Below are 26,618 nucleotides of genomic sequence, written 5' to 3'. Positions count from 1 at the left end.
CTATCGGGAGTAATCAGTAACCAGTGAACAGTAATCAGTGGGCAGTGCGCAGCTCCTTTTAGCACCATCAAGCACTTACTTTACAATTTCACGATTTCACAGTTTTACAATTTCACTTTTTTTTGCCAGTCTTGCCTCATTTAGAAATCAACACTTAAAACCCAAAACCAATTAATTAAACTTGAGCTTGTACTTGAACTTAAGCTTACATCATAAAATTCAACCTACCCCGTTCAAATTATTTCCCCTCAACCCGCCTCCGTAATTCTTCCACAATATTGAAAGCCGCGGGGCAAATGGCTACATTCTTCAGGGTTAAGTTCGATATCTGTTGAAATTTTTTTCGGTTAGTATGCGGGAACTCCCTACATGCTTTTGGCCTTACTTCGTAGATCATACAACGGTTATCCGCATCCAGGAAAGTGCAAGGTAGCTGCTGAAGAACATGATCTTCCTCTTCATCTACCCTGAGGTAGCTGGCAATGAACTGTTGCGGTTTCATCTTGAGGAATTTTGAGATCCGCTGAATATCCTTTTCCGTAAAAAGCGGTCCTGTGGTCTTACAACAATTGGCACATTGCAGGCAATCCGTCCTGCCGAATTCGTCCTCGTGCAGGGTTTCCATAAGATAATCCAATTGTTTTGGAGGCTTTTTCTTCAAGCGGGAGAAAAACTTCCTGTGCTCTTTATTCTTTTCCCGGGCCTTTGCCGGTAATTGCTGTATTATTTCTTTCATAAGAGGATCATCTCAGAAAAGCGAAGGCGGCGAATCCTTTATTATCTAGTGAAAAAACCTCACTTTTGTGCAAAGTACAAAAACTATGGCCGAGGATATCCTTGGAGATGCAATTTGGGATTATCACAGCGGAAATTACGACCAAAAAGTCGTCATTCATTCCTCCCTCGACGAGCAGGATATCTTGCCAATTCCTTACCTTTTCCGCGACTATAAGGCTATGCCTGTATTGGAACAAAAGGCCTTGGAACTTTGCAAAGGTAGCGTGTTGGATATTGGCTGTGGTGCCGGAAGTCATAGTCTTTACCTGCAGGAAAAGGGCCTGGATGTGACCGCTTTGGACAGATCAGCCAAAGCCATTTCCATCTGTTCGATGAGAGGTGTAAAAAAAACGGTGCATGAAGCTATTTTGGACTTTTCCGGTACAAAATTTGATACCTTACTTTTGCTTATGAACGGTATAGGTTTGGCTGGCCGGCTGGAAGATCTTGATGAAGTGCTGGTACATCTGGGATCACTGCTAAAGGCAGGCGGTCAAATCTTATTGGATTCCAGCGACATCATCTATATGTATGAATCGGATGATGATGGAGGCTACTGGATCCCCGATGCGGAAGGTTACTATGGGGAAATGACCTTCCAAATGGAGTATAAAGGAAACAAAAGTGAAACCTACAATTGGTTGTATATTGATTACAATACCCTCCAAAGAGCAGCCAATGCGAATAATTTGTCGTGTGAACTTGTAAGCAACGGTGAACATTACGACTATCTAGCAAGGCTATGTCCTCTGGTATAATAGAGTTTTGTGGTTTTCGTTTATACTATAAATGTTGATGTGATGAAAAAAATCCGATTGGTGATTATGCTTGCTGCAACGGTAATGCTGTTGGGCTGCTCAAATAGTGACAATGGAGACGGTTCAAATCCCCAGCCTACTCCTATTGATAAAAGTGCCAATCTGCTCGGTACCGGAGATTCAGCCAGCGATTTTCTTTCAAATGAGAACTTCAATAACCTACATGTAGAAATTGGCTATGTCCGAGGATTTCGACCCACTTCGGAGGCCATGGATAATTTTGTGACCTTCCTGAGAGATAGAACCTTTAAGCAAGACATTCAGATATCTTATTTGGAATTGGATTCTCCGAACGAGAATGACCTTACCCTGCAGGAGATCGCGGATCTGGAAGAAGAGAACAGAACAGCATACAATGATGGGGAAACCCTGGCCGTATATATCTATTTTGCAGACGCACCAGATGAGGACGATGACCCGGATGAGGGCCTTGTTACCCTGGGCGCGGTATACAGGAATACCTCTATGGTGATCTTTGCCCAAACGGTAAGGGATCTGGCATCGCGAAGTGCCTTGCTAACAGTGAGCGATATCCAAAGTGCTACCCTTAATCACGAATTCGGTCACCTCCTGGGACTAGTAGACCTTGGTACGCCAGAGATCAATGATCATGAAGATCCTGACGCCGCAAATCACTGTATTGTAGAGGGTTGCCTGATGCGCGCAGAACTGGAATTCGGGATGGGAATGGTAAGTATGCTGGAAAGTAAGGCCGCTAAAGGACAGGCTGTGATACCCCTGGATGCAGAATGTATCCGTGACCTTCAGTCCAACGGAGGGCGTTGATCTTGTAAGTTTTAAGTTCTAAGTTTTGGTGCCAGGTATTGGTAAGGTCTTCCTGATCCCGGTCTTAAACTTATACTTGTACTTAAGCTTAAACTTGAACTTAGACTTAAACTTAATTCCCTAAGGAATATTCAAATACTTATGGGTTTGTAGAGAGACCTTCCACTTGGGGTTTTTCATAACGTAATCTACAATTCCCGGTGTCACTTTCTCCCTAACGCTCCACTCCGGTTGCAGATACAGTATGCAGTCTTGTCCAACTTTGGCTGCCTGTTCTTCGGCAAATACAAAATCGTGTTTATTATAGATAATCACCTTTAGTTCATCAGCCTGGCCATATATATCGGCTAAAGGTAGCTTATTCTTCTTGGGAGACAAGCAGATCCAATCCCAGATACCTGTCAATGGGTAAGCCCCGGAGGTTTCAATATGAGTTTGGAGGTTTTGGGCCTTAAGCGCTGTAGTAAGGGGTTCCATATTCCAGGTAAGGGGTTCTCCTCCGGTTACTACAATGGTATCCGAGTATTTTGCAGCATTCATAACTATGCTTCCTATGGCCGTAGGAGGATGCGTTGCCGCATCCCAGCTTTCCTTGACATCGCACCAGTGGCAGCCCACATCACAACCCCCTACACGTATAAAGTAGGCGGCGGTTCCTTTGTGGTAACCTTCACCCTGAATAGTATAGAACTCTTCCATTAAAGGAAGCATTTCTCCCTGGTCTACCAGGCTCATAACTTCGTCCGTAATCATGGCGCAAAGATAGGCTTCATTAGTCCCAATTCCCAAAGAAGGTTGTTCAAATAGCATGAGACCGCATCAGGGCCCAAAATGGGTCAAACTTTGGCAAATCCCTTCTCAACTGAGAAAAATTCTTCTATTTTTATCCAAAAATAACCAGCATGAGTACCAAAGAGGCTTTTTTTGCCCATATAGAGAAGGGATATACCGCCAAAGGAGATACTATAACCATGGGGGCTGCTATGTTAGAAGGTGAAGCAGTTACCAACGCCCTTGTAAAAGTTCCGCTAAAGACCTTAAACCGCCATGGATTGATCGCGGGGGCCACCGGAACAGGTAAAACCAAAACGCTGCAGGTCATAGCGGAAAACCTTTCGGACAAAGGCATTCCGGTATTGCTGATGGATCTTAAGGGCGACCTAAGCGGACTGGCACAACCCAGTCCGGGACACCCAAAGATCGATGAAAGGCATTCGAAAATAGGTATACCTTTTGAGCCCAAAAATTTTCCGGTAGAGATCCTGTCCCTTTCAGAGCAGGACGGTGTAAAGCTGCGGGCTACAGTGTCTGAATTCGGGCCGGTATTGCTCTCCCGGATTTTAGATCTCTCAGTGACCCAGGAAGGTATAGTCGCCGTGATCTTTAAATATTGCGATGACAATAAATTACCTCTTTTAGACCTGAAAGATTTCAAGAAAGTACTGCAATACGCTACGGATGCGGGGAAGAAGGAATTTACCAAAGACTACGGCAGGATCTCCACAAGCTCCACGGGTACTATTTTAAGAAAGGTCATTGAACTTGAGCAACAGGGTGCCGACCTTTTTTTTGGAGAAAAGTCCTTTGATGTAGACGATCTTACCCGAATAGACGAAAATGGCCGGGGATATATTAACATCATCCGGCTTACGGATATTCAGGACCGGCCAAAGCTATTCTCCACATTTATGCTGAGCCTGCTCGCAGAGGTGTATTCAACATTTCCGGAACAGGGAGACAGCGACCGTCCGGAACTGATCCTGTTCATAGATGAAGCCCACCTAATTTTCAAAGAAGCTTCTAAAGCACTTTTGGAACAAATTGAGAGCATTGTAAAGCTAATACGGTCCAAAGGAGTGGGATTGTACTTTGTAACACAAAACCCAACAGATGTGCCGGACGCGGTCCTTGCTCAATTGGGTCTTAAGGTACAGCATGCTCTTAGAGCTTTTACCGCAAAGGACAGAAAAGCTATCAAACTTACTGCCGAAAACTATCCGATTTCAGAATACTACGATACCAAGGAAGTGTTGACTTCCCTTGGAATAGGTGAAGCGCTTATATCTGCTCTGGATGAAAAGGGAAGGCCAACTCCCCTGGCAGCAACCCTTTTAAGGGCTCCGATGAGCCGAATGGATGTACTGACGGACAGTGAGCTGAATGCTGTTATCGGCAGCTCGAACCTGGTAAAAAAATACAACGATGTCATTGACCGGGAGAGCGCTTATGAAATGCTAAATGAGAAGATAGAAAAGGCCGAAAAAGAAGCGGAACGCGAAGCAGAACGCAGCAGTTCCAGAAGAACCACAAGCAGCAGAAGACGAAGTACCAGGCAAAATCCGGTGATCAAGGTGCTTACAAGTGCTACCTTTATTCGCGGGGTACTTGGTGTGCTGAAAAAAGTGATCCGATAAGCCTAAACCATTCTAAACTATATGAAAAAACTATTCCTGATCTGTTCCATTCTGATCCTGATATCATGTCAGAAGGAAGTGGATACCACTTTCCTGATTGGTAAAGAACATGTGGGAAAGCTGAAAAAGAATACACCCCTAAAAGACCTGGAAACAATCTATGCTCTGGACTCCATAGTACGCGATACCTTATCCAGCAGAATAGGATCCGCTAAGGGAAAAGTCAGGATATACGAAAAAGGTGGTGCCCATTTGCTTACACTTACCCCCTCTGCAGACAGCCTTCCTGTGATTGAGAATATCCGTATTTTTGACCCGAGATTCAAGACGGATAAAGGGATTGGTGTCCAAAGCAATTTTAAGCAGATCAAGGATGCCTACCCCTTGAGAAAAGTGGTCACTTCCATGAACAATGTGGTGATCTTTCTCAAGAACAGCGATATGTACTTCACAATCTCAAAGGAAGAACTTCCTTCCAGTCTTCGCTATGCCGCCAGTACAAATATTGAAGCGGTACAGATCCCGGACGAGGCCAAGGTGAAATATCTGATGGTTGGCTGGGATTGACCTGTGTGGGAATTAAGGCAAGTACAGATCTCAACTTATTTTTGGAACCCCTGTTGGACTAACGAAAAGGGAGCTATTCCGTTAATTTATTCTTAAGGAGGTGAAAGGGCTAAGGCCTATTGATTACATTGTAGTAAAACCGCCAACCGATGAAATCTACCTCTTTTGTCCTCCTCTTCCTTATTTTTTCAGGAATTCTTCAAGCGCAATTCAGCTATGAACCTTCGGCCGAACATCCCTTTGGATTACCCAATCCTGAGGCACCTCAGCAGATCCTGGATTTTGCGCCGCTTATTGGGGAATGCGATTGTAAATCCGTTAGTCGGAATCCGGATCAGACCTGGGCTGAAGCTGTGGATATGGTCTGGCGTTTCAAATATATCATGAACGGCATGGCGGTTCAGGATGAAACCCTGAAATCGGATGGTAAGCATGCCGGTAGTATCCGTCAATTCATAGCAGACAGTACACGCTGGTACGTGCACTATTACAATTCCGCTTTACCCTCAACCGTATTGCCCGCCTGGGAAGGTGTAAAACAGGAAGAGGGAAAGATCGTCCTGTACAGAGAACAAAAAGCGCCTAACGGAATGGAAGGCTTTTACCGACTTACGTTTTCCGATATGTCGGAAACCGGATTTAAATGGGCGGGGGAATGGGTCAATACGGATGAATCCATAGTCTTCCCTACCTGGAAAATAGATTGCACAAAAAGAACCGGCACAAACGATACAGCGGAAAAGGAAAGGCTTATGCAAGGGGTCCGGGAGTTCTCAAAGGCTTACATGGCCGGAGATTACGATGCCATAGCCGATGCCTATACGACTGATGGCAAAATATTCCCGAACAATGCGCCGATCATCGAAGGTCGGGAAGCCATTAAGAAAAGATGGATAATACCTGAAGGTTCCAGGATACTACATCACGAGATCAACCCTGATGAGATAAGATTTCTTGGAGATTATGCCTACGACTACGGTACTTACAATGGCAAAACCCTTACCAAAGGCGGAGAAGAAATCCCCTGGCGCGGGAAGTATGTTGTGGTATGGAAAAAAGTGGGTGAGGATTGGAAAATGTACCTCGACATCTGGAACCGGATAGCAGACTGATCATTGCTTGGAGTACCGGCTACGGTTCGCCATGATCATATCGCTATAAGTTGTAACCCATTCCGTTAATTCCAGAAGCTTTTCAAGGTAAGAATGCCCGAAATCCGTGAGTTGATACTCTACCCTTACGGGGACTTCAGGATACATCTTCCTGTTTAAGTACCCGTCGCCCTCAAGAAGCTTAAGTCGTTCGCTAAGGACTTTGTTAGAAATTCCATATACCTTCTTTTTCAGTTGATTGAAGCGCAAAACCGGATAGTAGCCCAGATAAATAATGATCAGTATACTCCATTTGTCCGATGCCAATGCCATTACGTCCTTAATCGGGCAATACTCAGGATGATCCTTGGGGTTAATATGACCAAACATTTTTTTGATCTTTTTGGCCGTCATAACCTTCTGATCCTCAGTAATAGTTTCCATTTCCATACCTGCTTTGGCATTTGACACCCCTTTTATTTTGAAAAAGGATGTTGTAAATTAGTCTATAATTAAGAGTAAGTTACAAAAAGTTACTTGTTTTAAAAAATGAAAAAACAGCTCAAAAAACTGCTTCCGAGGTTCTACGGCTTATATTTCAATAGCCTTGCGGTTATTTCCAGGAGTGCCGCTGCAGAGAAGGCTTTTTTTACATTTTGCAAGATCCGTAAAGGGCGGGTGCTACCTCAGCAACAAGACTTCCTCAATAGCGCGAAGAAAGAAACCCTGGAGGTAGAAGACCGCATATTACAGGTCTATCACTGGCCTGGTGCCCGGGAGACAGTGTTATTGCTGCACGGATGGGAAAGCAATACCCACCGCTGGCGAAATCTGATCGGATATCTCCGTAAACAAGAATTCAATATAGTCGCCTTCGACGCTCCCGGACATGGGTATTCTTCAGGTAGTTGGCTTCACGTACCGCTCTATACCCTCTGTGTGCAACAAATGATCATCAGACATAAACCTAAATACCTGGTGGCCCATTCTGTCGGTGGTATGACGGCCATGTACCATCAATACCGTTATCCGGATTCGCCAACAGAGAAGATCGTAACCATAGGAGCTCCTTCCGAATTTCATGAGATCATGGATGAATACCAACGTATTCTTAAGCTAAGCGATAGGGTTATGCACGGACTGGACAACTACGTAAAACAAAATTTTGGTTTTCAGATCAGGGATTTTTCTACCTCCCGCTTCGCACAAACCAATCCCAAAAAAGGACTGTTGTTTCACGATAAACTGGATGCCATTGCTCCCTTCCATGCCTCGCAGAAAGTGCATGCCAGTTGGAAGGGAAGCGAGCTTGTGGCTACCCAGGGACTGGGGCACTCCATGCACCAGGAGGAGGTAAATCTGAAGATCCTGGATTTTCTGAATTCCTGAGAATCCTGTACCTTTCAACTTTAAAATCCGCGCTGGCTTAGAAACTTTATCCGGCGCTTGTCATCACATACTAATATCAGAAAACATCCAATGTCCAAGATAACACCATTCCATGTTGCCATACCCGTTCATAACCTCAAAGAATGCCGTACATTTTACAGGGAAGTGCTGGGCTGCGAAGAAGGCAGGAGTAGCGATCATTGGGTTGATTTTAATCTTTTCGGACATCAATTGGTAATTCATTACAAACCCAAGTCAGAAGAAGAGTTACACGCCAACCCAGTTGATGGAAAACAGGTCCCGGTGCCGCATTATGGTGTAGTACTACCCTGGGAGACCTTCGGCAGTTTTTCTGAGGAACTCCAAAAAAAAGGGGTTGATTTCATCATAGAACCTTACATCCGCTTTGAGGGCCAGGTAGGAGAGCAAGCCACTATGTTCTTTTTAGATCCTGCAGGTAATGCTTTGGAATTTAAGGCGTTTAAGGATATGACGCAGTTGTTTGCAAAATGAATGGACAGGGTCCGAGTTTTCAACTCCTAGTGATATAGGATCTCAGTGGCAAAAACGGATTCTCCCTGGACAGTTACCCTCTTTCGTATAATGGACACCTCCACGGTATCCGATAGTTGGCTGCCCTTGTCTTCCAGGCCTACCGCCATTTTCAAAAACAAGGTATCACCAAAAGTATCCCCGGACAGTATTTGAAGGGATTCCAAACGGGTATTTTTGGTTACGCTCTCCTTAAAGAAATCAAGATCGGAGCCTGAAAGCTGAAATTCCGGAAACTCCTCCTTAAGTTTAATTTTCTCCAGGTCTTCCTGTAGTTTCCTTCTCAAAACTTCCTTGTAGGCATCAAGGTGATCCTCAGGAATGATATCATAACCCTCTTCTGCAGGTTCCAGGGAGATATTGGAACTGCGTGCGCCAGGATCTCCTCCGCAAGAACAGAGCATGGTAAAAATGCAGCCGAAAATCCAGTTTCTCAGTTTCATTGTTTTATCCTGAATTTTAATTTTACAAGCTGGCCGTCTTTATACGCCGTTTCTATAACCTCCAGCTTTTGAAGGCTTTGGGTTGGTGTGATCAATTTCTGTATGAACTCCTCCTTATTATAGATCTCCACACCAAGTTGAAAAGGGAGCAATTCAAAAATAAGTGCATCATCCGCTATGAGTCGTTGCAACTCGGCCCTTCTCCTTTTCCAATCCTTTACATTCCTGTTGCTGTAATAATCGAGCATTAGGGCATAATCATCTGTCCTGAGCCTGACTTCCCGGTCTGAATCCCCGGAGAACGAACTGTAGATCGTATCATTTTTATGATAAGGGGATTGGGCTATGAATCGAATATACTTCTCCCTGCTCGTCCACGAAAAGCAACCCAGGCTATCGGATTTCAGGTACCTGGGCGATTCCTCCTCGTTCAGAATGATCACGTCTATAGCAATTTCAGTGATGGCTTCTTTCTTGTCGGCATCAACGAAGCAGAAATAATAAGTGTTCTTCCTAGGTATAAAGGCATATACCCCGGCAATCAGGATTGCAGCTGTCAGTACCATCCAGAGAAGCTTTTTGCGATCGCTTTTAGGACGGTAGACCCCGGATTGCATGTATTGTCCTAAATAGGCATTCCACCCCTGATATCCGGCATAATTAGATAAAAGATCCAGCACGTCTATTCTTGGCAGTTTTGCAGGACGGTTTTTGGCATGACTATAGAACCACTTTTCGCTGATACTACCCCCTGCTTTCTGCCTTAAGTCTTCCTGGAAATCCTGTATAACCTTGCCTTTCCACTTGGAAATATCAGGATCAGCAGAAGGATAATCAACGCGAAAAGCTATGGCAACCTGTTCCAAAAGCTTGCGAAACGCACTGATTTCCTTCGACCTATTTTTCATTTAAACTTTTATTATTCAAGTAGTTATGAGTTTTACAATTCCTTTTACAATTGTTTTACAAGGCATTTACAACCCTCTCTACATGGCTACTCATAGGTTTGTTCGAACAATTTTAAGATTAATTCATTATGAAATCAAACATTTTTGTGCTTATGGCGGCCATAAGCATGCTGAAAACAGGATGCAATGGAAGCACCGAAACGAACGCTATTGAGGTCAATATGGATAGTGTTGAAGAAACTTATGAGGCCAAAAGTATTGAAGAGGCAGAGACTTTTGATCCGGAAATCACTAAAGATGTCAGTGAAAACCTGAAGATCATAAAGAATGCCAGTTGCCGATTCAAGGTTGCTGATGTGGACAAGGCCACTTCATCGGTTAAGGATGTGCTGAGAAAGTACAACGGATATGTTTCGGAAATGCGTTTTCAAAATACCCGCTATCAGCTGGAAAACCGCCTCAGTATGCGAGTTCCCGCCAAGGAATTTGAGGCTGTAATCTCCGAACTGTCTGAAACGGCAGAATACATAGACTTTAAAAACGTTTCAACCACGGATGTTTCGGAAGAATATATTGACTTGCAGACCCGCTTGAAAACCAAGATGGCTGTAAAAGAGCGATATGACGAGATCTTGCGTTCCAAAGCCAAGACTGTTGAAGAAGTGCTTTTAAGCGAGGAAAAACTACGGGTATTGCAGGAAGAAATTGAAGCTGCCCAGGGCAGGCTTAAGTTTCTTAGCAATAAGGTAGCTCTGAGCACTATCCAACTAGATCTTTACCAGACCGTAGAACACCGTGACGTTCCAGAGGAATACAACCAAAGCTTTACCTCAAAAATGAAGGACAGCCTGGTATTTGGTTGGAGAGTTGTAGAAAAAATGTTCCTGGGATTGCTGTATATCTGGCCATTTGTTCTTTTTGGAACCGGACTTTTTATCTACTTAAAATACATTCGTAAGTCCTCCAAATAGCAGAGTATGAAAAATAGAGGCTGACTGAAAAGATCATCTTGTCAGTTCGAGCGTCCGCCCGGCTAAGACATTCGGACGGGCAGTCGGGAACTTATCAAAGTTCTTAACTCAACCACATCTCGACTGCGCTCGATGTGACCAAAAAAACACGAACTTTTTGGTCAGCTTCCCTTATTTACCGGCCTACAAGCCCAATTCTTCCATTTTCTTATCCGCTCTTTTCTGGATCTCATCCATCCGTTCTTCATAATCAGGATCGCTACTGCATTTCAAGGCCAATTGAGCAGCCTGGTTGGTCCATTCCATCGCCTTGGTCCCCATTTCCCGATACTCCTCGGAAGATACCATGGCCATGGTATTGTCTTTGTATTTCTCCATCATGGCGAGGTAATCATCCATCCACTCCTCGTATTCATCCAGGAATTCATCGCAGTCAGCAATGGAGCCCGAGCTCTCAGCGTCAGATCCTTCAGCTGCTTCAGACTTTATTTCAATAGTTGTCTCCTCAGAATCGTCAGAGGCTTTTTTCTTTTTCTTACAGGACAGGGAGAGTAGCAAAAAGGCACACAAAAGAGTACTGAGAACTGTTTTCATAATATAAAGTGTATTGGATTGATCAAAGTATTTTACTATCAACTAAAAATACAGCTAAATTCCTTTAAAACAGCTTGTTATGAACGCTTTTTTTCAATTGCAACTGACCTTCTTCCGGCTGGGGCGACGGACTCGGTCATCAGAACGCCTCAACTGCCTGCCCTCCTACTGAGACCAGGAAGTGGGTTGCCGGTCCCAGCGATGTTCTCTGAGCACTGAAAAAAGTTCTTCGGACAGGCCCTGACCGTCGCTGGTAGCAGTATTTGCCAGGACGTTGCTCGCCTTTCTCATGCCCGGGATCACTGTACCTACGGTCTTGTTCATCAGAATGAAACGCAGGGCCATTTCGGCCATAGTCATGCCTTCGGGTACTACAGGTCTAAGGCGATCTGCCCTATCCGCACTGGCAATCAGATTTTCCGGAACAAAATAAGTAGAACGCCAGTCGTCTTCCGGGAAAGTGGTTTCCTTTGTGATATTTCCGGTAAGTGTTCCTTCGTCAAAAGGGACTCTGGCGATCACACCTATATTAAGTCGCTCGCAAATCGGAAAGAGTACATCCTCCGGTGCCTGGTCAAATATGTTATAAATAACCTGAACAGCATCTATAAAACCGGTTTCCAGAGCTTTGATCCCGTTCTCCGGTTCCCAGCGATTCATACTGATACCCATGGCGGCGACCTTACCGGAGGTTTTCAGATCTTCCACAGTTCTCTGCCATTCTTCCCTGGAGGACCACCCATCGTCCCAGGTGTGGAATTGCATCAGATCAATTTGTTCCAAACCAAGGTTTTTCAGGGTTTTCTCGGTGAATTCTGTAATGTGTCCTGGCGGATAAGATTCCTCATAATTGTATTCCGGCCTGGCGGGCCATTTAAAATTCATGGGTGGGATCTTGCTGGCGGTAAAGAGTTTGCGGTCCGGATGTCTCCTGACGAGTTCTCCCAACAATTTTTCACTATGCCCTTCTCCATAGCCCCAGGCCGTGTCAAAGAAGGTCACACCGTTTTCAACGGCAAGATCAAGGGATTTGGCGGATTGTATATCGTCAGACTCCGTCCAGCCTCCCATGCCCCACATGCCATAGCCGATCTCGCTAACGGACCAGCCTGTTCTTCCAAATTTTCTGTATTCCATAGGTATTTATGCCTTAATATGATAAATAATCTGCCCTTCCTGCTCAGTTTTCTTACCCCCGTTCTCTAAAATTGCCGTTTCAGCTATAGCGAGGATACGATCGATAATATCCGATATATAGGTTAGATTGGGAAGTCCGTCTCTCGAATAGTTGATATACTGGTTGTTGAAGGGTTGCTCCCATTTTTCGTTATAACCCATTTCATGAGTAAGTTCTCTTGGAATACTCTTGGCGCCGTTCAGCACTCCCATCAGCCCAGCACAGGTGGCGCCCTGATTATCGCAGTCGTATCCTGCGGAAACCGCGATTCCCGTAGTTTTAATAAAATCACCTTCCCCGTAAAGTACGGCCATGGCTCCGCAAAGTCCGTTCACCATGGCTGAGACTTCGTGGAACCAGGGGTTCTCCACCACTTCGGGATATTTCAGGTAGTTCTTTTTGATCAGCTCCCTGGTGGTTTTCCAGTCCGGGTTATCCTTATGCCATTTTTTTACATCTAACAGCCCCTGCCTGAAGGGACTGTCTTCAGGGATATAGGACAAGCCGATATCATAGAGTTTTGAGACATCCTTTTCGAAAAATGCCGCGCTGTACATTGCCGCGTAAAAGATGGTCGGATGCGTGCCCCAATCGTCGCTGGTGATCCGTGAACTCCAGTCGGCACGCTCCACAGCCTTGTCTGTCATTCCCGGATAAAAGGCACTCCAAATTTCATTCACCAACTGCGGGTCTATGGCAAACCAATAGGGGTTATTCTCTTTTTTCCCGGTCTCCGGGGCTACCAGGCCCTCTTCCATAAGGTCTCTGGCTTTGCGGTTACTTACCCAGATAAAGCGATTGATATGGTCTTTCCAGGCCTGGGTGATCTGCTCGTAATTGATGTCCAGGCCGTGTTCTTCTACGGCATGAAGGGTAACAAATTCAATATCCGAATCATCGTCGCTCCAGGCTCCACCCAAAGCATCGGCAAAAATATTCACATTTCCCCTCCTATCTGTATGATTCATTTTGATACCTGTGGAATCCGTTACATTGTAATACTTGTCTATAAATACCGGCGCTGGATCTTCGCTGAATACAAACTCAAAAGGGAAACCCATGTAGTTACCCACCAACTGACCCAACCAGTAACCCTCAATTTTACTGCGAAGCTCTTCTTTACTGATAGTCTGAAATTCCTGGGCCGAAAGGGAATTAGGGATTGACATGAACGCAAAGGTTAACAGGCAACAAAAAAGAAAGGGGATTTGATATGATTTATTGATTTTCATCTTTAAGAGTTTGGTTTTTAACGGACAGACCATTGCTTTCAAATATACTAAAAACTATGCCCTCCCCGGTCTTCGCAGAAAGGCGGCAGGAAGGCTTAAACTTAGGATGTAGTTATATTGATTCAGACGTGCTGATCGATCAAAATCACATTCCCATCGGGGTCGCTAAACATAAAACCAGCAGGGCCCGTAGTGCTTTCGTCTATTTCGTTCTGGATTTGGATGCCCTGGGTTTTCAATGACTTCTGAATATCCCGAATATCATCGTAATTCTCCAGGGTAGCCGCATTGTGGTCCCACCCGGGATTAAAAGTGAGGATGTTGTTTTCAAACATACCCTGAAAAAGCCCCACCAGGGTTGATTCATTTTTCATGATAAGGTAGTTGCGTTCCAAATCGCCGGCAAAAACCGTAAATCCGAGCTTTTCGTAGAATGCTTTGGATACATTTAAATCCTTTACGCTGAGGCTAATCGAGAAAGCGCCTAATTTCATAGTGTCAAAAGTTTTAGTTTTTACATTAGGAAAGGTTTAAAGACCGACAGAAAAATATAAAAAAAGCGGATCTCAGCCCAGGGACAGGCCTTTTTTCTTTACCCAGAAATAAGCAAAAATGATATTCGGAACCCAACAAAGCCATGCCACTATTTTATAAGCGGTAATGAATCCCAATCCCATACTCAGCAAGGGCAGCCAAATACGCAGGGTAACCGCGGCAAAACAAGCCGCATAGCTATAGATCATAAATCCTTGATGCAATTTAAGGTCACCCTTTCTGATCGCCATATAGGCCTTAAAAGTAGTGTACAACCATATGATACCCAAGCTGATAAAGCCGGCAGCCGTAATAAAACCCCCTGTAGCGTAAAACCCGATATAAACTGCGCAGGTACCACTTACAAATGCGGACAGTACATAGACCTTCCCCAGGGTTCGGTGCCAGTTCAGATAGGCGGTACGCCATTTTTTGCTAAACTGTGTCCAACCTACCAGCAGCGCTATCCCCCCAAACAATATATGCCCGTAAAAGCCCGCATTCCAGAGAATATCACCCAGTAATTCCTCGCTTTTAGAGGCCAGAAGGCCAAATTCCCTATCTGTAAAAAAGTACATCAATGGGTAAAGTCCGATACCCACGGCGGCCACCGCGAAAACGATCCAAGCGAACTTATTCCTTCTGCCTGCACTACTCATAACGCCAACTTTTCAGATCCGCGCCGGGCGGTGCGCTCACTGCGATCCTTTTCATGATCTTAGGAACGTACATACTGTTATACCGCAATCTGCTGAGATGATTCGGGAGCTCGGGGTCTCCGTTCCAGCAATGTTCCGCTCGATCTCCATATAGAACTTCACCCTCGTAATAGGGTTCGGAAGTATTTTCCAGAAAGTCTTCCATCAGATACACTGCGTTGTTGAGATAATAATTGTCCATATCCCCACAATAGATGTGTATCTTTCCCTTTAGCTTATCCCCGAGTTTATCCCAGTCCCTTTCCAGAATATAGCGGAGATCGTAATTCTCTTTCCAATATTCGGCTACCTCCCGGTTTATCACCCCGGTTTTCTTGTCCCATAGGCGTACGGGATATCCATTCTCTCCCTGGGGAGAATAGGTGGCTTCCCAAATATCCCATTGCTGCCCGGAGCGGCTTTTATCTCCCAATACCAGTTCCAGTTGATTGTATTCCCTTACCGTAGTCTCTACATGACCCAGGTAATCCCGATGTCCGGGTACTTCCAGGGATTTATGATCGCTTTGGTAGAAATACGCATTGTCATCCTCATAAATGTTGGTCAGGCAATAAGCCCTAAAATCAATCGGGTCCGGGCAGGCTGCAAAACAACCATTGTACTCTTCCGGGTATTTGACCTGCACGGCTAAAGCTTCCCAACCCCCTGTAGAACCACCATACAAAAAGCGCGACCAGCCCTCTCCCATGCCACGGAACTCCTTTTCTATATACGGAATGAGTTCATAGGTGATCGCGTCACCATAGGGCCCCTGGCTGGCTGAATTTACGGCATATGAATCGTCATAATAAGGCGTAGGGTGCTGGATCTCAATGATCAGGAATCTCGGAAAATCGGGTTCGTTCCAGCGTTTATAGAAGTCATATGCCTCCTGCTGCTGTATAATGTTATATCCGGTTACATCAAACCTGGCCGAATAGTCCGGTTCCAGGTCCGGGTCAGGTGGTGTAGTCCGGAACCCGCCAAAATCCGAAGGAAAGTGACCGTGAAAGATCATCAGGGGATAACGGGCCTCCGGATGCTCTTCAAAGCCCTTTGGCAGAAGAATATGAGCGCCCAAATACATATCGCGGCCCCAAAATTCTGATAGCTTTTCCGATTTGATCCGGATATGCTTTATCCATTCAGTATCTTCCGGCTCCTCAATCGGAGGGATCACCTGGTCCATTTCCACCAAAACATCCAAACTTCCACCCTCTTTTATCTCTATTTTAAACGGTTTGCTATACAAATTTCCGGGAGAGCGGTTCCACTGCTGCCCTTCTCCGTTGTCCATTGGTAATTTCACCGTATGGCCTGTACTGAGGTTGAAGGTTTCGTATACGTGCAGTAAGGCCTGAACATTGTATTCTCCAGGCGGAACATCCGCCAGGCTTTCGTATGGAAAACCCGGGATTTCAGTACCAAAAGAGACCTGTTGGCCGGGCTTCATTCCTTCTACATTCTGCCCGAAAATGATCTGTGTATTCAGCCCGGGATTGATCTGGAATCTGGGTTCGGCTTCCTCATTGTTCGAAAGCATGATCAGCAAACGACCGTCCAGGGCCTCGGAGCTGGTCTTTTTAGGAAATACAGCCTGGATATTGATATATGAAGGATTTTCTGTCGCGGTCTGACACGACAGAACAAGGAAGCTGGCTAATAAAAGTAGTAGTATTACAGACCTCATAGGTTGGTTATTTTATGTAAAAGGTAGGAATTTTGAGGGTGGAATCAAACAAGTTTTAGGGCCGATTTTGCCTGGCCTTTAGATCGTAAGCCTTGATTTTCGAAAGTCATTCTCATACCAAAGCCTGATTTAAAACGTTGAAATACTAGTTCAACTTGGTAAGGATACCTACTAAATTATTGAGTGATGAAAAAGTGGATCGGAGCTGCGCTGCTTTTGGCAGCCATAGTTGCTATGGGCAGTTGTACCAATGATGAAGACGGGACAGGAATAGACCTGTTGACGCCTTCTGACAGTACTTCTGCTAAGTCTGCCCCAGACCAGTAAGTCTTAAAAGGTTCTTATTTTATCCAAGCCCGTGCCTTTCGCGGGCAAGAAGCGTATTTTTTAGCAGCATGGCAATGGTCATAGGCCCGACACCACCTGGTACGGGGGTTATAAAACTGGCCTTTTTGCTGACCTCCTCAAAGTGTACATCCCCAGTGATATAATAACCGCGTTCCCGGCTCTCGTCAGGTACTCTGGTAATGCCCACATCGATAACTACAACCCCTTCTTTAACCATATCTGCCTTGAGGAAATTCGGCACTCCCAGAGCGGAAACTACTATATCTGCCTGCAGGGTAAGTTCTTGAAGGTTTTTGGTTCTGCTGTGGGTAAGCGTAACGGTGGCATTGGCGGCCTTGCCCTTCTGACTCATCAGAATACTGATAGGCCTTCCAACAATATGACTACGACCGATCACCACGGTGTGTTTGCCCTCAGTTTCTACCTCATAACGCTTTAAAAGCTCCATAATTCCAAAGGGAGTGGCTGGAATAAAGGACTCCATATCCAGGGCCATCTTGCCAAAATTGGTAGGGTGGAATCCGTCAACATCCTTATCCGGATGGACAGCCATCAGCACCTTTTGTTCATCGATATGACGGGGTAAGGGGAGTTGAACGATATATCCGTCTATCCCGGGGTCCAGGTTGAGATCTTCGACCTTCGCCAATAATTCCTCTTCTGTAGTATCTTCCGGAAGATGGATTAAGGTGGATTCAAAGCCAATGCGCTCACAGGAACGCACTTTGCTGCCAACGTAGGTCAGGCTGGCGCCATCATTCCCTACCAATACCGCAGCCAGGTGAGGTACCTTCTCCCCTCTTTTTTTGATTTCAGCCACCTCCGCAGCTATTTCGTCCTTGATCTGATTGGAAATCTTCTTACCGTCGAGTAGTGTCATAGCAGTAAACAGTAAACAGTTTTTAGTAAACAGAGATGGGGTCATGATTGATAGACACCCAGTCTCCCTTCTTATTGAGTAACAACTAAAATTATTCTTCCAAGGATGATCAACAAAATACTGATTACTGTTCACTCCCCGATGGCAATCGGGACTGTTCACTGATTTACCTCATATTCTGCATCATCTGCATCATTTTCTTGCCGCCTCCGCCTTGCATCATCTTCATCATTTTGCTCATTTGTTCAAACTGCTTAAGCAGCTGATTTACCTCCTGTATGGTTCTTCCGCTTCCTTTGGCAATGCGTTTTTTCCGGCTGGCATTCAGCTTAGAGGGGGTGGCCCTTTCTTCCGGTGTCATGGAGTAGATGATAGCCTCTATATGCTTAAAGGCATCATCGTCTATATCCAGGCCTTTAAGCGCTTTACCCGCACCGGGGATCATCCCCATGAGATCCTTCATGCTACCCATTTTTTTGATTTGCTGGATCTGCTTCAGAAAATCGTCAAATCCGAAACGGTTCTTGGCGATCTTCTTTTGGATCTTCCGCGCTTCTTCCTCGTCAAACTGTTCCTGGGCCCTTTCCACAAGAGATACTACGTCTCCCATCCCCAAGATCCGATCAGCCATACGAGAAGGATGGAATACATCTATCGCATCCATTTTCTCCCCGGTACCGATAAATTTGATCGGTTTATCTACTACGGATTTGATGGATATCGCCGCACCACCCCGGGTATCCCCATCCAATTTGGTCAGCACTACTCCATCAAAATTGAGGACATCGTTAAAAGCCTTGGCCGTGTTAACGGCATCCTGTCCGGTCATGGAATCCACCACAAAAAGGGTTTCCTGAGGCTGAACCGCATCGCGAATACTGGCGATCTCATCCATCATTTGCTGATCAACCGCCAAACGACCCGCGGTATCTATAATGACTACGTTGTGCCCGTTTGCTTTGGCATGGGCCACACCGGCCTTGGCCAGCGCTACAGGATCATTGTTCTCACGGTCCGAATATACCTCAACCCCGATTTGTTCACCTACCACGTGCAACTGATCGATAGCCGCCGGACGGTAGACGTCACAGGCTACCAGCAGCGGATTCTTGGTTTTCTTTTTCTTGAGAAAATTGGCCAATTTGCCGGAAAAAGTGGTCTTACCCGATCCCTGCAGACCAGACATCAGGATAACGGATGGGTCGCCCGAAAGGTTGATCCCTTCCGCATCTCCACCCATGAGCTCCGTAAGCTCGTCCTTGACGATCTTTACCATCAGTTGCCCTGGCTGTAAGGTGGTCAATACATTCTGACCCAAGGCCTTTTCCCTGACCTTGTTCGTAAATTCCTTGGCTATTTTAAAATTGACGTCGGCATCCAGCAATGCACGCCTTACCTCTTTAGTGGTCTCGGCAACATTGATCTCCGTAATCTGCCCGTGCCCCTTGAGCACGTGCAGGGCCTTATCTAACTTTTCGCTTAAATTATCAAACATACATTTACCGTATTTACGGGGAAGTGCAAATTTAATAATCTCTGGGGGAAGAGCGAAAGGAGGAGTATGAAATATAAAATTAAAAAGGGCAACTTCTCTTGGAAGTCGCCCTTTTTGAGCAAAATAGGGGGCAAATAAGGTATTTTTACCGGCCTTCTTTAGAAGGTCCTATGGATTTTTCTCGAAAACCAGGCTGGAAACTGTTCCATCACCACTTTCGTCTATCAGTTCTAGCCTGTCCGCGGTAAGAGAAACAAAGTACCAATCGTCCGTAATTTCTCCGAGCGGATCTTCATCACCCAGATTCAGGTATACTTTAAGTTTTCCATCGCTGTTGCGGATCACTCTCCAGATCCCGTCCCTAACAGGCATATCGTTAATGGATACTTCAAGCCTGTGGTTTGGGTGGAAGTAGAAGGTATAATCTCCGTAGTTAGCCGTAGCATTCACTTCTCCTTCTTCAAAAAGAGCTATCATCCATTCTCCGCCCATCAGTACGTTGCGGATCTCCATTACATCACCATCGTTATCTTCACAAACTCTTTGAAGTACCAACTCGTAATCGATGTCTTCGACTTCGAATTTTAATCTATCATCTCTCAATTCACTTATTGGCCATTCGAAGTTTACGGCAGGCTCATCTCCCATAGAGATTGCCATTACCAGCCTACCCTGTGCATTGGTAGTGATCTCCCAGGTTCCTTCGGAAGTGGTGGTTCCATCGCTCAATGTTACCACGCCACCGGCCAAGAATTGGAATTCAAATCCGATCAATCGGTCTATTTCTTCTCCCTGGTTTTTCACCTTCTTAATGATCCAGACACATTCCCTAAGGATATCCCTAAGACTGTCAGGAGGGGTATTGAACAGGTCACAAGCGATATGCATCAGTATCTTGTTTCCGCCTTCTTCGTAAAGCTTGATCACACCTTCTCCAAGTTCATAGACTACCCATTCCAGGTTGAAATCAACCAGTACATCAAACTCAAGCTTAAGCAATACTCCGCGGTCAGAGATTCTGGTAGACCACGTTCCTTCAAGGCTGTTACCCATTCGGTCTTTTACGACCACAGTACCGTTTTCATTGAAGTTCATCACGTACTCGAAATACTGATCTGTCTGATTGACTTCGTCACGGATCACTTCTTTTACCAACCAAGGACACTCAGCAAGCAGGTTATCCAGGCGCTCTTTGTCAAAATCATCATCATTATGATCGTTATCATCATCTTCGTCACAGGCGTTCCTTGCACTTTCTATAGCATTAGCTAGTTCCGCATTGCTGTTTACCTGGATCTCAGTACCATCGTACTTCACCAAAGTAATCGGGAATTCAATGCTAACCAGGTCGCTATCATCCAACCCGCTCATAAACTGTCGCAGGTCTTTGTCACTTTCAACAGTAACCGTTCCAGTCTGTACTTCATTCACGTCAAAAGTGAAAAGCGTAATAGGGTATACAAAATCAATACACTCAATATCATCATCATCTCCTCCTTCAATACACTCTTCAGCAAGAGCTCTGAGGTCTTCTATCCCTTCAATTACCAGCTCCCGGAAGTCTCCCAGAGTTACTGTAATAGGAAAGATGATCTCCAATATATCATCATCCGTTTCCAGTTCATCAAAGATCTCTTCGATCAAATGCAGGTCTTCTCTGGAATCCAGGGTAATCTCAATTCCGTTTACATTGACCGTATAAGGGAATTCAATAGAAAAACAGCTGGCACCATCAACGATATTGTCAAAAGAACCATCATTGGTGCAGGTATCTTCGATCAGCTTGGCGGTAGAAGAACTCGCGGTGATCGTCTGAGGATCATCCGGCTGCGGTAATTCCTCAAATTCCTCCTGACAAGCAGTAAAGATCAGCGCCGTCATAAGTAGTAATGCATACGCTGAAGATTTAAAAAACTTTTTCATAACGATTTGGATTTTTTGTTGTTCGTACAGTTCTGAAACAATCATCTTTTAAAATACCCTACTATTTTTTTAACTTTTTTTAAAATATCTTTGGGAAAACACCAACACTCCTCAACCTGTAAAATTATGGATAACGTCTGTGAGGAAGAAGTATTTAGCTCCCTCTTTACCGCTAATTCTAAAACGGTCTTTAACTATATATATTATAAGTTCGGGAATGAGGAAAAGGCTTATGACGCGGTTCAGGAAGCCTTCGTAAAACTTTGGGAGAACTGCGCCAAAGTCAGCCCGGAAAAAGCCAAATCCTACGTCTATACTGTAGCGAATAATCTCTATTTGAATGTGATCAAGGCAGAAAAGGTGCGACTGAAGTACAGAGACACCTCCAATGACAGATCCAATGAGTCTCCGGAGTTCCTGATGGAGGAACAGGAATTCAAGGCAAAACTGGACCGGGCTTTGGACAGCCTACCTGAAAATCAGCGTACGGTATTCCTGCTAAACCGTATTGATGGCAAAAAGTACTCGGAAATAGCAGAAATGGAAGGAGTTAGTGTCAAGGCTATAGAAAAACGCATGCACCTGGCGCTGAAAACGCTTAGGGAGCAGATTGATGGGATATAGTTCAGTGGGCAGTTTGCAGTAAGCAGTAAGCAGTGAACAGTGAACAGTGAACAGTGAACAGTGAACTAAACGAATAAACAAATACACGAATACACGAACAAACAAATACACGAATAAACAAATACACGAATATATCATAAAACGAACCTCTGGTTCGGTATAAAATGCAGATAATCAAATAAAAAAGTAGGGTTTTTTAATATTTAGTTGTTATATAGGGGTAAAGCCGGAATTCAAAAGCCGGGATTTCCTTAAAATGATTTTACAAATAGTTGATTTTCAAATATTTAATAAAATCTAAAAGGAAGTATAAAAATTAGAAAGATGAAAGAGAATTATTTGGCAAAGTGGCTGAACAACGAGCTTACGGAAGCGGAGTTGGCGGAGTTTGAAAAGACTGCCGAATATGCAACCTATAAGCGAATCGCAGAAGTTTCCGGAGAACTGGAAGCTCCTGAATTCCATTTGGCTGCAGCTTTCGAAGACATCAAGAAAAAACAGTCCCAGAATACACCCAAAGTGGTGCAGCTTAACCCTATGCGTAAGGTATGGCGTATCGCCGCTGCTATAGCTGTGATCGTCGTGGCTTCTTATTTCTATGTGAACAGCATGGATGAGACCGTGAGCACCCAATTTGCACAACGTACGGAGGTGGTACTACCAGACGCCTCTGAAGTTGTGCTGAATGCGGATTCTGAGGTTTCCTACAGTGAAAAAAAGTGGGATCAGGAGCGAAATATATCCCTTAAAGGTGAGGCCTTTTTTAAAGTGGCCAAGGGTAAGAAATTTACAGTTTCCACAACAGATGGCACCGTTGCCGTACTTGGAACACAATTCAATGTGGAAAACAGAAAAGGATTCTTTGAAGTGACCTGTTTTGAAGGTTTGGTTAGCGTTACCTTTAACGGGAAAGAGACCAAACTACCTGCGGGTACTTCCTTTATGGCTATAGATGGAAAAGTGATACCTTCTGAGGCACCCAACACTGCTGCTCCTTCATGGATCAACAACGAGAGTTCTTTTAAAAGTATACCTCTTGCCTATGTACTGGATGAGTTCCAAAGGCAATATAATGTAGAAGTTGAAACCGAAAATGTTGACTTAGGACAACTATTTACAGGTACTTTTAGCAACACAAACATAAATTTGGCGTTACAAAGTATTAGTACACCTTCCCTGATAAAGTTTAAATTAGAGGGGAACAAAGTGCTATTCTATGCCGAAGACGCTCCTTAGCAAAAAACTACTTTTATCGTTCTTGCTTTGGTCTGCCCTCTATTGGGGTTGGGCACAGGATGCACCTACCCCTTCTTCCTTAAACATTATCGCCTACATTCAGCAGCTTGAGCGGGATTTTGATGTAAAGTTCTCCTATGTGGATGAAGATCTGCGCCCTTTGGAGATAAAAGTCCCTAAGAGCGGGGTACTGGAAGAAATACTGGAAGACATTCGGAACCAGACCCAGCTTCAGGTCAAAAAGCTAAGTGAGCGGTATTATACCCTTTCCAAAAGCATTACCGTTGATATCTGCGCAAGGATACTGGATAATTTTGAGCAGAATAATGTTACCGGCGCGTCTGTGGAGGTTTTGGGTAGCAGTATCGCCACAATTACCGACCTGGACGGGAATTTTATGCTTACGAATATCCCCAGAAAGGCATCGATCAGGATCCGACACCTGGGTTATAAGACCAAATATGTTACTGCCGAAAACCTGGTAAGCAAAAACCCCTGTCAAACCGTACTTCTGGGCTTAAATTACCAGCAACTGGACGAGGTGGTGGTCTACAAATTCCTGACCACGGGTCTGGTAAAACAGTCTGACGGCAGCATTGAATTGAATACCGCAGAATTTGGCATATTACCCGGATTGATAGAACCGGACGTTCTTCAGACCGTTCAGGCCTTGCCAGGCATAAAAAGTATTGATGAAACCGTATCTGACATCAATATCCGGGGTGGAACCAATGACCAGAATCTCTTATTGTGGGACGGGATAAAGATGTATCAGTCCGGCCATTTTTTTGGTTTGATTTCCGCCTTCAATCCCTATCTCACCGATAAGATCCGCATCATAAAAAACGGAACAAGCGCAGAATACGGTGACGGGGTAAGTGGAATCATCGATATGCGCACTCAAAATGAGATTGCAGACCAGGTTTTCGGGGGTGCCGGCTTCAACCTGATCAGCGGGGACCTCTACGCCCATATCCCCCTTTCCCAAAAGCTAGGGGTACAATTCTCTGCCAGGCGTTCCGCTACCGATTTTTTTACCACTCCCACTTATGACGAATTTATATTCCGGGCCTTCCAGAACACGGAAATTAAAGTAGATAACAGTCAAAATTCCGACGTTCGCATAGATACCGATGAGCGCTTCTACTTTTACGACTTTACCGGAAAGATACTGTACGATTACAATGAAGATCACAAAGTGCGGGTGAGTTTCATCAACATCAATAATTTGTTAGACTATACCGAAACTGCGGAGAATACCGGAAGAACGAATCAAAGTAACCTGGATCAGACCAATCTTTCGTTGGGTGGAAGTCTGGAAAGCAGATGGACAGACCGTTTCTCTACCAACTTAAGCGGTTACTACACCTTCTATAGTCTGGATGCACAGAATATCACAGCCAATGGAGTACAGGGGCTGTTGCAGAAAAACACCGTAAAAGAGACCTCTGCTAAGCTAAATACAGTCTTTGTGCTTAACGATAATCTGAGTTTTGGTAACGGCTATGAGCTTACAGAGGTGGGCATCACTAATGAAACCCGGGTTACCCAACCTCCTTTTGAATCTGAACTTACCGATGTAATAAGAAAACATTCCGCCTTCAGCGAGGTGAACTATATCTCGGAAAATGAAAGATTGAGGGCTCAAATAGGCGGACGCTTCAATTATATTGAAAATATCGCCACTTTTTCGGACATTGTCATTGAACCCAGACTTAATGCCAGCTATTTACTGACGGATCATCTGAGAGTGGAATTACTGGGCGAATTCAAAAATCAAACCACCAATCAGGTCATAGACCTGGAACAAAACTTTTTGGGAATAGAAAAAAGAAGGTGGGTACTGTCCAATACAAAATCGGATACCCTGGTCAATGGCAGGCCTGGAGAAAGGGCACTGCCCATAGTTACCAGTAAACAGGGTTCAATAGGTTTTCACTACGACCGCGGGTACTGGTATTTCGGGCTGGAGGGATTTTACAAAGTAGTGGACAACATCAGCACGGCAACCCAGGGCTTCCAGAACCAGGACCAATTTAACGGAGAGATCGGCATGTACGAGGTTAAAGGAGTAGAATTCCTGCTAAACTACAAAACGGAAGATTTCAGTAGCTGGGTGAGCTATACCTACAATGTAAACGACTATACTTTTGACGATATCGTCCCACCGATGTTCCCCAATAACCTGGATGTGCGTCATACGGCCACCGTGGCCGCCAATTATACTTATAACGATTTTAAGTTCGGTATTGGCCTGAACTACAGAACAGGAAGACCTTTTACAGAGCCGTTGGACGATCCGAATTCCCTGGACACCACGGTATTTCCAAACAGGATCAATTACCAGGACCCTAACAGCAGCCGTTTGCCCGATTACGTCCGTTTAGACGCTTCTGCGATCTATAAGTTTAACATCAGTCCAAGGATCAAGGCTACGGCCGGGGCCTCCATCCTCAACATTCTGGATCGGGAGAACATTTTGAATACCTACTATCGCCTCAACGATCAAAACGAAATTGAGCGTATAGAAAACAAATCCCTCGGACTTACACCCAATATCAGTTTCCGGGTGAGTTTTTAAGATCTTCTCAGCTTATCAATAACCAAAACATGAGGAAAGGTAATCGCAATGATGAAAGCGAAAAGCATCGGAACTACCTCATCAAAGGCCTTGGAAAAGAACAGAAACAGACCAAAAAGAGACACTACGGCCGCCGCCCAATACCAGAAAGAAGTCCTGAAGTACTTAAAAAAATTCTTCCAGCTAAGCTCTCCATACAGGTATTGTATTTGATCACTTAAGGATGGAACAGAATGCCAAATGATAAAATAGATTGCGAAAGACCAAAGCAAGGAGGCAGTATTAAAGACTATATAAAGCACCAGCAATATGAGCAGTTCACGAAAGCGGGTTGAAACTTTTTGTTTAAATTTTAAAATATATTGTAAAACAAAAGTGATCAGTAAGATGAACAGCAGACTACGCCATATTGCCGCAGGCACAACAAAATCAGTGAGCTTAAGCAGAATGTTCTCAACCTCTTTTCCATGCGCGTGGAACAATATGGTGAGGACCAGCAGACCGTAATTCACGTAAAGCGTCGTTTTTGAGATCCTACTGCCACTAAGACCGCCATTCCAGTGTTGTTCCCCAAAATGATAGGCGCTAAAAATCAGAAATACCCCTATCAACACTAGTGGCAAAAACTTGAGTAATGCAATAACCATGGCAATAAAGCCCAGGTAGCATAGCAACACTTTCATCATTCCTGGAGCATTCTCGTTATAACTTGTAGCCCGGATCAACTTAATATCATTGGAGCCGTGTAAAATACCAAAGGACAAGATCAATACATAGGCCAAAACTTCCTCTGTTGCCTTATTGAAGTATACTGAGATCCACAAGGCAAAGAAAGTGCCCACAAGCATCCAATTTTTCAATTTGACAATTTCAGGTAGTTGATTTTGCAT

27 protein-coding genes are annotated in these 26,618 nt (G+C 44.7%); 12 read left to right on the top strand and 15 right to left on the bottom strand.

What is annotated here, in order from left to right:
• Positions 1 to 238 precede the first annotated feature (238 nt).
• Positions 239 to 736: a YkgJ family cysteine cluster protein gene (locus GTQ38_RS19810; RefSeq protein ID WP_161437316.1), complete on the bottom strand. Its 498-nt coding sequence runs from the start codon at positions 734 to 736 to the stop codon at positions 239 to 241.
• 85 nt (positions 737 to 821) lie between these two features.
• Here GTQ38_RS19810 and GTQ38_RS19805 point away from each other — a divergent pair, with 85 nt between their 5' ends.
• Both GTQ38_RS19805 and GTQ38_RS19800 read left to right on the top strand, forming a co-directional pair.
• Positions 822 to 1,535 carry a class I SAM-dependent methyltransferase gene (locus tag GTQ38_RS19805; protein ID WP_161437400.1) on the top strand — a complete coding sequence of 238 codons (714 nt, stop codon included), beginning with the start codon at positions 822 to 824 and terminating at the stop codon, positions 1,533 to 1,535.
• 42 nt (positions 1,536 to 1,577) lie between these two features.
• Positions 1,578 to 2,381 (top strand): hypothetical protein, encoded by an 804-nt coding sequence (locus GTQ38_RS19800; RefSeq protein ID WP_161437315.1) that lies wholly within the window; start codon positions 1,578 to 1,580, stop codon positions 2,379 to 2,381.
• Positions 2,382 to 2,501: 120 nt separating this feature from the next.
• Here GTQ38_RS19800 and GTQ38_RS19795 read toward each other — a convergent pair whose 3' ends face one another.
• Entirely contained in the window at positions 2,502 to 3,134 is a 633-nt protein-coding gene (locus GTQ38_RS19795) for a 7-carboxy-7-deazaguanine synthase QueE (protein ID WP_161437399.1), read from the bottom strand.
• Between the two features lie 149 nt (positions 3,135 to 3,283).
• Between GTQ38_RS19795 and GTQ38_RS19790 the strand changes: the two genes are divergently transcribed.
• From GTQ38_RS19790 to GTQ38_RS19780, 3 genes are all read left to right on the top strand, one after another.
• Positions 3,284 to 4,795 (top strand): helicase HerA-like domain-containing protein, encoded by a 1,512-nt coding sequence (locus tag GTQ38_RS19790; protein ID WP_161437314.1) that lies wholly within the window; start codon positions 3,284 to 3,286, stop codon positions 4,793 to 4,795.
• A gap of 21 nt (positions 4,796 to 4,816) precedes the next feature.
• Positions 4,817 to 5,362: a hypothetical protein gene (locus tag GTQ38_RS19785; RefSeq protein ID WP_161437313.1), complete on the top strand. Its 546-nt coding sequence runs from the start codon at positions 4,817 to 4,819 to the stop codon at positions 5,360 to 5,362.
• A gap of 149 nt (positions 5,363 to 5,511) precedes the next feature.
• The gene (locus tag GTQ38_RS19780; protein ID WP_161437312.1) at positions 5,512 to 6,474 is read left to right on the top strand and encodes a YybH family protein; all 963 of its coding nucleotides are present in this window, start codon (positions 5,512 to 5,514) and stop codon (positions 6,472 to 6,474) included.
• Here the strand turns inward: GTQ38_RS19780 and GTQ38_RS19775 are convergent, their stop codons facing one another.
• Entirely contained in the window at positions 6,475 to 6,897 is a 423-nt protein-coding gene (locus tag GTQ38_RS19775; protein ID WP_238858048.1) for a winged helix-turn-helix transcriptional regulator, read from the bottom strand.
• 105 nt (positions 6,898 to 7,002) lie between these two features.
• On the opposite strand from GTQ38_RS19775, the gene GTQ38_RS19770 reads away from it, so the two are divergent.
• Together GTQ38_RS19770 and GTQ38_RS19765 are read left to right on the top strand one after the other, a co-directional pair.
• Entirely contained in the window at positions 7,003 to 7,842 is an 840-nt protein-coding gene (locus tag GTQ38_RS19770; RefSeq protein ID WP_161437311.1) for an alpha/beta fold hydrolase, read from the top strand.
• A 90-nt stretch (positions 7,843 to 7,932) separates the two neighbouring features.
• Positions 7,933 to 8,355, top strand: coding sequence for a VOC family protein (locus GTQ38_RS19765; protein WP_161437310.1), 423 nt, complete (start codon positions 7,933 to 7,935; stop codon positions 8,353 to 8,355).
• Between the two features lie 26 nt (positions 8,356 to 8,381).
• On the opposite strand, the gene GTQ38_RS19760 is transcribed toward GTQ38_RS19765, so the two are convergent.
• Positions 8,382 to 8,837, bottom strand: a complete 456-nt coding sequence (locus GTQ38_RS19760) for a hypothetical protein (RefSeq protein ID WP_161437309.1) — start codon at positions 8,835 to 8,837, stop codon at positions 8,382 to 8,384.
• Positions 8,834 to 9,745: a hypothetical protein gene (locus tag GTQ38_RS19755; protein WP_161437308.1), complete on the bottom strand. Its 912-nt coding sequence runs from the start codon at positions 9,743 to 9,745 to the stop codon at positions 8,834 to 8,836. Before GTQ38_RS19755 ends, GTQ38_RS19760 begins: the two co-directional genes overlap by 4 nt.
• A gap of 128 nt (positions 9,746 to 9,873) precedes the next feature.
• On the opposite strand from GTQ38_RS19755, the gene GTQ38_RS19750 reads away from it, so the two are divergent.
• The gene (locus GTQ38_RS19750; RefSeq protein ID WP_161437307.1) at positions 9,874 to 10,716 is read left to right on the top strand and encodes a DUF4349 domain-containing protein; all 843 of its coding nucleotides are present in this window, start codon (positions 9,874 to 9,876) and stop codon (positions 10,714 to 10,716) included.
• A 183-nt stretch (positions 10,717 to 10,899) separates the two neighbouring features.
• Here GTQ38_RS19750 and GTQ38_RS19745 read toward each other — a convergent pair whose 3' ends face one another.
• The 6 genes from GTQ38_RS19745 to GTQ38_RS19720 form a co-directional block, all read right to left on the bottom strand.
• Entirely contained in the window at positions 10,900 to 11,310 is a 411-nt protein-coding gene (locus GTQ38_RS19745) for a DUF6591 domain-containing protein (protein WP_161437306.1), read from the bottom strand.
• Positions 11,311 to 11,475: 165 nt separating this feature from the next.
• A complete protein-coding gene (locus GTQ38_RS19740) occupies positions 11,476 to 12,447 on the bottom strand; it encodes an aldo/keto reductase (RefSeq protein ID WP_161437305.1) in 972 nt (323 codons plus the stop codon).
• 6 nt (positions 12,448 to 12,453) lie between these two features.
• A complete protein-coding gene (locus GTQ38_RS19735; RefSeq protein ID WP_161437304.1) occupies positions 12,454 to 13,656 on the bottom strand; it encodes an ADP-ribosylglycohydrolase family protein in 1,203 nt (400 codons plus the stop codon).
• Positions 13,657 to 13,841: 185 nt separating this feature from the next.
• A complete protein-coding gene (locus GTQ38_RS19730; protein ID WP_161437303.1) occupies positions 13,842 to 14,213 on the bottom strand; it encodes a VOC family protein in 372 nt (123 codons plus the stop codon).
• 72 nt (positions 14,214 to 14,285) lie between these two features.
• The gene (locus tag GTQ38_RS19725; protein WP_161437302.1) at positions 14,286 to 14,912 is read right to left on the bottom strand and encodes a DUF2306 domain-containing protein; all 627 of its coding nucleotides are present in this window, start codon (positions 14,910 to 14,912) and stop codon (positions 14,286 to 14,288) included.
• Complete coding sequence (locus GTQ38_RS19720) at positions 14,905 to 16,641, bottom strand: alpha/beta hydrolase-fold protein (protein WP_161437301.1); 1,737 nt, start codon at positions 16,639 to 16,641, stop codon at positions 14,905 to 14,907. The genes GTQ38_RS19725 and GTQ38_RS19720 overlap by 8 nt, the downstream gene beginning before the upstream one ends.
• A gap of 186 nt (positions 16,642 to 16,827) precedes the next feature.
• Between GTQ38_RS19720 and GTQ38_RS19715 the strand changes: the two genes are divergently transcribed.
• Positions 16,828 to 16,968 carry a hypothetical protein gene (locus GTQ38_RS19715; protein WP_161437300.1) on the top strand — a complete coding sequence of 47 codons (141 nt, stop codon included), beginning with the start codon at positions 16,828 to 16,830 and terminating at the stop codon, positions 16,966 to 16,968.
• 19 nt (positions 16,969 to 16,987) lie between these two features.
• Here GTQ38_RS19715 and folD read toward each other — a convergent pair whose 3' ends face one another.
• The 3 genes from folD to GTQ38_RS19700 all read right to left on the bottom strand — a co-directional run bounded on the left by folD (position 16,988) and on the right by GTQ38_RS19700 (position 21,287).
• Positions 16,988 to 17,869 carry a bifunctional methylenetetrahydrofolate dehydrogenase/methenyltetrahydrofolate cyclohydrolase FolD gene (gene folD / locus GTQ38_RS19710; RefSeq protein ID WP_161437299.1) on the bottom strand — a complete coding sequence of 294 codons (882 nt, stop codon included), beginning with the start codon at positions 17,867 to 17,869 and terminating at the stop codon, positions 16,988 to 16,990.
• A 166-nt stretch (positions 17,870 to 18,035) separates the two neighbouring features.
• Positions 18,036 to 19,364 carry a signal recognition particle protein gene (ffh, locus tag GTQ38_RS19705; protein WP_161437298.1) on the bottom strand — a complete coding sequence of 443 codons (1,329 nt, stop codon included), beginning with the start codon at positions 19,362 to 19,364 and terminating at the stop codon, positions 18,036 to 18,038.
• Between the two features lie 168 nt (positions 19,365 to 19,532).
• The gene (locus GTQ38_RS19700; protein WP_161437297.1) at positions 19,533 to 21,287 is read right to left on the bottom strand and encodes a hypothetical protein; all 1,755 of its coding nucleotides are present in this window, start codon (positions 21,285 to 21,287) and stop codon (positions 19,533 to 19,535) included.
• 126 nt (positions 21,288 to 21,413) lie between these two features.
• Between GTQ38_RS19700 and GTQ38_RS19695 the strand changes: the two genes are divergently transcribed.
• The 3 genes from GTQ38_RS19695 (at position 21,414) to GTQ38_RS19685 (ending at position 25,728) form a co-directional block, all read left to right on the top strand.
• Entirely contained in the window at positions 21,414 to 21,911 is a 498-nt protein-coding gene (locus tag GTQ38_RS19695; protein WP_161437296.1) for an RNA polymerase sigma factor, read from the top strand.
• A 324-nt stretch (positions 21,912 to 22,235) separates the two neighbouring features.
• Complete coding sequence (locus tag GTQ38_RS19690; RefSeq protein WP_161437295.1) at positions 22,236 to 23,147, top strand: FecR family protein; 912 nt, start codon at positions 22,236 to 22,238, stop codon at positions 23,145 to 23,147.
• Positions 23,128 to 25,728: a TonB-dependent receptor gene (locus tag GTQ38_RS19685; RefSeq protein WP_161437294.1), complete on the top strand. Its 2,601-nt coding sequence runs from the start codon at positions 23,128 to 23,130 to the stop codon at positions 25,726 to 25,728. The genes GTQ38_RS19690 and GTQ38_RS19685 overlap by 20 nt, the downstream gene beginning before the upstream one ends.
• Here GTQ38_RS19685 and GTQ38_RS19680 read toward each other — a convergent pair.
• Complete coding sequence (locus GTQ38_RS19680; protein ID WP_161437293.1) at positions 25,725 to 26,618, bottom strand: Brp/Blh family beta-carotene 15,15'-dioxygenase; 894 nt, start codon at positions 26,616 to 26,618, stop codon at positions 25,725 to 25,727. The genes GTQ38_RS19685 and GTQ38_RS19680 overlap by 4 nt on opposite strands.

Origin of the sequence: Poritiphilus flavus (genome assembly GCF_009901585.1) — a bacterium.
GTDB lineage: Bacteria > Bacteroidota > Bacteroidia > Flavobacteriales > Flavobacteriaceae > Poritiphilus > Poritiphilus flavus.
Note: the sequence above shows the minus strand (reverse complement) of the source record. Positions and strands in the feature narration are given on the sequence as shown.

Excerpts from the sequence above, each read along its gene's own strand:
- GTQ38_RS19810 (WP_161437316.1), bottom strand. The coding sequence starts at position 736 with ATGAAAGAAATAATACAGCAATTACCGGCAAAGGCCCGGGAAAAGAAT.
- GTQ38_RS19805 (WP_161437400.1), top strand. The coding sequence starts at position 822 with ATGGCCGAGGATATCCTTGGAGATGCAATTTGGGATTATCACAGCGGA.
- GTQ38_RS19800 (WP_161437315.1), top strand. The coding sequence starts at position 1,578 with ATGAAAAAAATCCGATTGGTGATTATGCTTGCTGCAACGGTAATGCTG.
- GTQ38_RS19795 (WP_161437399.1), bottom strand. The coding sequence starts at position 3,134 with ATGATTACGGACGAAGTTATGAGCCTGGTAGACCAGGGAGAAATGCTT.
- GTQ38_RS19790 (WP_161437314.1), top strand. The coding sequence starts at position 3,284 with ATGAGTACCAAAGAGGCTTTTTTTGCCCATATAGAGAAGGGATATACC.
- GTQ38_RS19785 (WP_161437313.1), top strand. The coding sequence starts at position 4,817 with ATGAAAAAACTATTCCTGATCTGTTCCATTCTGATCCTGATATCATGT.
- GTQ38_RS19780 (WP_161437312.1), top strand. The coding sequence starts at position 5,512 with ATGAAATCTACCTCTTTTGTCCTCCTCTTCCTTATTTTTTCAGGAATT.
- GTQ38_RS19775 (WP_238858048.1), bottom strand. The coding sequence starts at position 6,897 with ATGGAAACTATTACTGAGGATCAGAAGGTTATGACGGCCAAAAAGATC.
- GTQ38_RS19770 (WP_161437311.1), top strand. The coding sequence starts at position 7,003 with ATGAAAAAACAGCTCAAAAAACTGCTTCCGAGGTTCTACGGCTTATAT.
- GTQ38_RS19765 (WP_161437310.1), top strand. The coding sequence starts at position 7,933 with ATGTCCAAGATAACACCATTCCATGTTGCCATACCCGTTCATAACCTC.
- GTQ38_RS19760 (WP_161437309.1), bottom strand. The coding sequence starts at position 8,837 with ATGAAACTGAGAAACTGGATTTTCGGCTGCATTTTTACCATGCTCTGT.
- GTQ38_RS19755 (WP_161437308.1), bottom strand. The coding sequence starts at position 9,745 with ATGAAAAATAGGTCGAAGGAAATCAGTGCGTTTCGCAAGCTTTTGGAA.
- GTQ38_RS19750 (WP_161437307.1), top strand. The coding sequence starts at position 9,874 with ATGAAATCAAACATTTTTGTGCTTATGGCGGCCATAAGCATGCTGAAA.
- GTQ38_RS19745 (WP_161437306.1), bottom strand. The coding sequence starts at position 11,310 with ATGAAAACAGTTCTCAGTACTCTTTTGTGTGCCTTTTTGCTACTCTCC.
- GTQ38_RS19740 (WP_161437305.1), bottom strand. The coding sequence starts at position 12,447 with ATGGAATACAGAAAATTTGGAAGAACAGGCTGGTCCGTTAGCGAGATC.
- GTQ38_RS19735 (WP_161437304.1), bottom strand. The coding sequence starts at position 13,656 with ATGTCAATCCCTAATTCCCTTTCGGCCCAGGAATTTCAGACTATCAGT.
- GTQ38_RS19730 (WP_161437303.1), bottom strand. The coding sequence starts at position 14,213 with ATGAAATTAGGCGCTTTCTCGATTAGCCTCAGCGTAAAGGATTTAAAT.
- GTQ38_RS19725 (WP_161437302.1), bottom strand. The coding sequence starts at position 14,912 with ATGAGTAGTGCAGGCAGAAGGAATAAGTTCGCTTGGATCGTTTTCGCG.
- GTQ38_RS19720 (WP_161437301.1), bottom strand. The coding sequence starts at position 16,641 with ATGAGGTCTGTAATACTACTACTTTTATTAGCCAGCTTCCTTGTTCTG.
- GTQ38_RS19715 (WP_161437300.1), top strand. The coding sequence starts at position 16,828 with ATGAAAAAGTGGATCGGAGCTGCGCTGCTTTTGGCAGCCATAGTTGCT.
- folD (WP_161437299.1), bottom strand. The coding sequence starts at position 17,869 with ATGACACTACTCGACGGTAAGAAGATTTCCAATCAGATCAAGGACGAA.
- ffh (WP_161437298.1), bottom strand. The coding sequence starts at position 19,364 with ATGTTTGATAATTTAAGCGAAAAGTTAGATAAGGCCCTGCACGTGCTC.
- GTQ38_RS19700 (WP_161437297.1), bottom strand. The coding sequence starts at position 21,287 with ATGAAAAAGTTTTTTAAATCTTCAGCGTATGCATTACTACTTATGACG.
- GTQ38_RS19695 (WP_161437296.1), top strand. The coding sequence starts at position 21,414 with ATGGATAACGTCTGTGAGGAAGAAGTATTTAGCTCCCTCTTTACCGCT.
- GTQ38_RS19690 (WP_161437295.1), top strand. The coding sequence starts at position 22,236 with ATGAAAGAGAATTATTTGGCAAAGTGGCTGAACAACGAGCTTACGGAA.
- GTQ38_RS19685 (WP_161437294.1), top strand. The coding sequence starts at position 23,128 with ATGCCGAAGACGCTCCTTAGCAAAAAACTACTTTTATCGTTCTTGCTT.
- GTQ38_RS19680 (WP_161437293.1), bottom strand. The coding sequence starts at position 26,618 with ATGCAAAATCAACTACCTGAAATTGTCAAATTGAAAAATTGGATGCTT.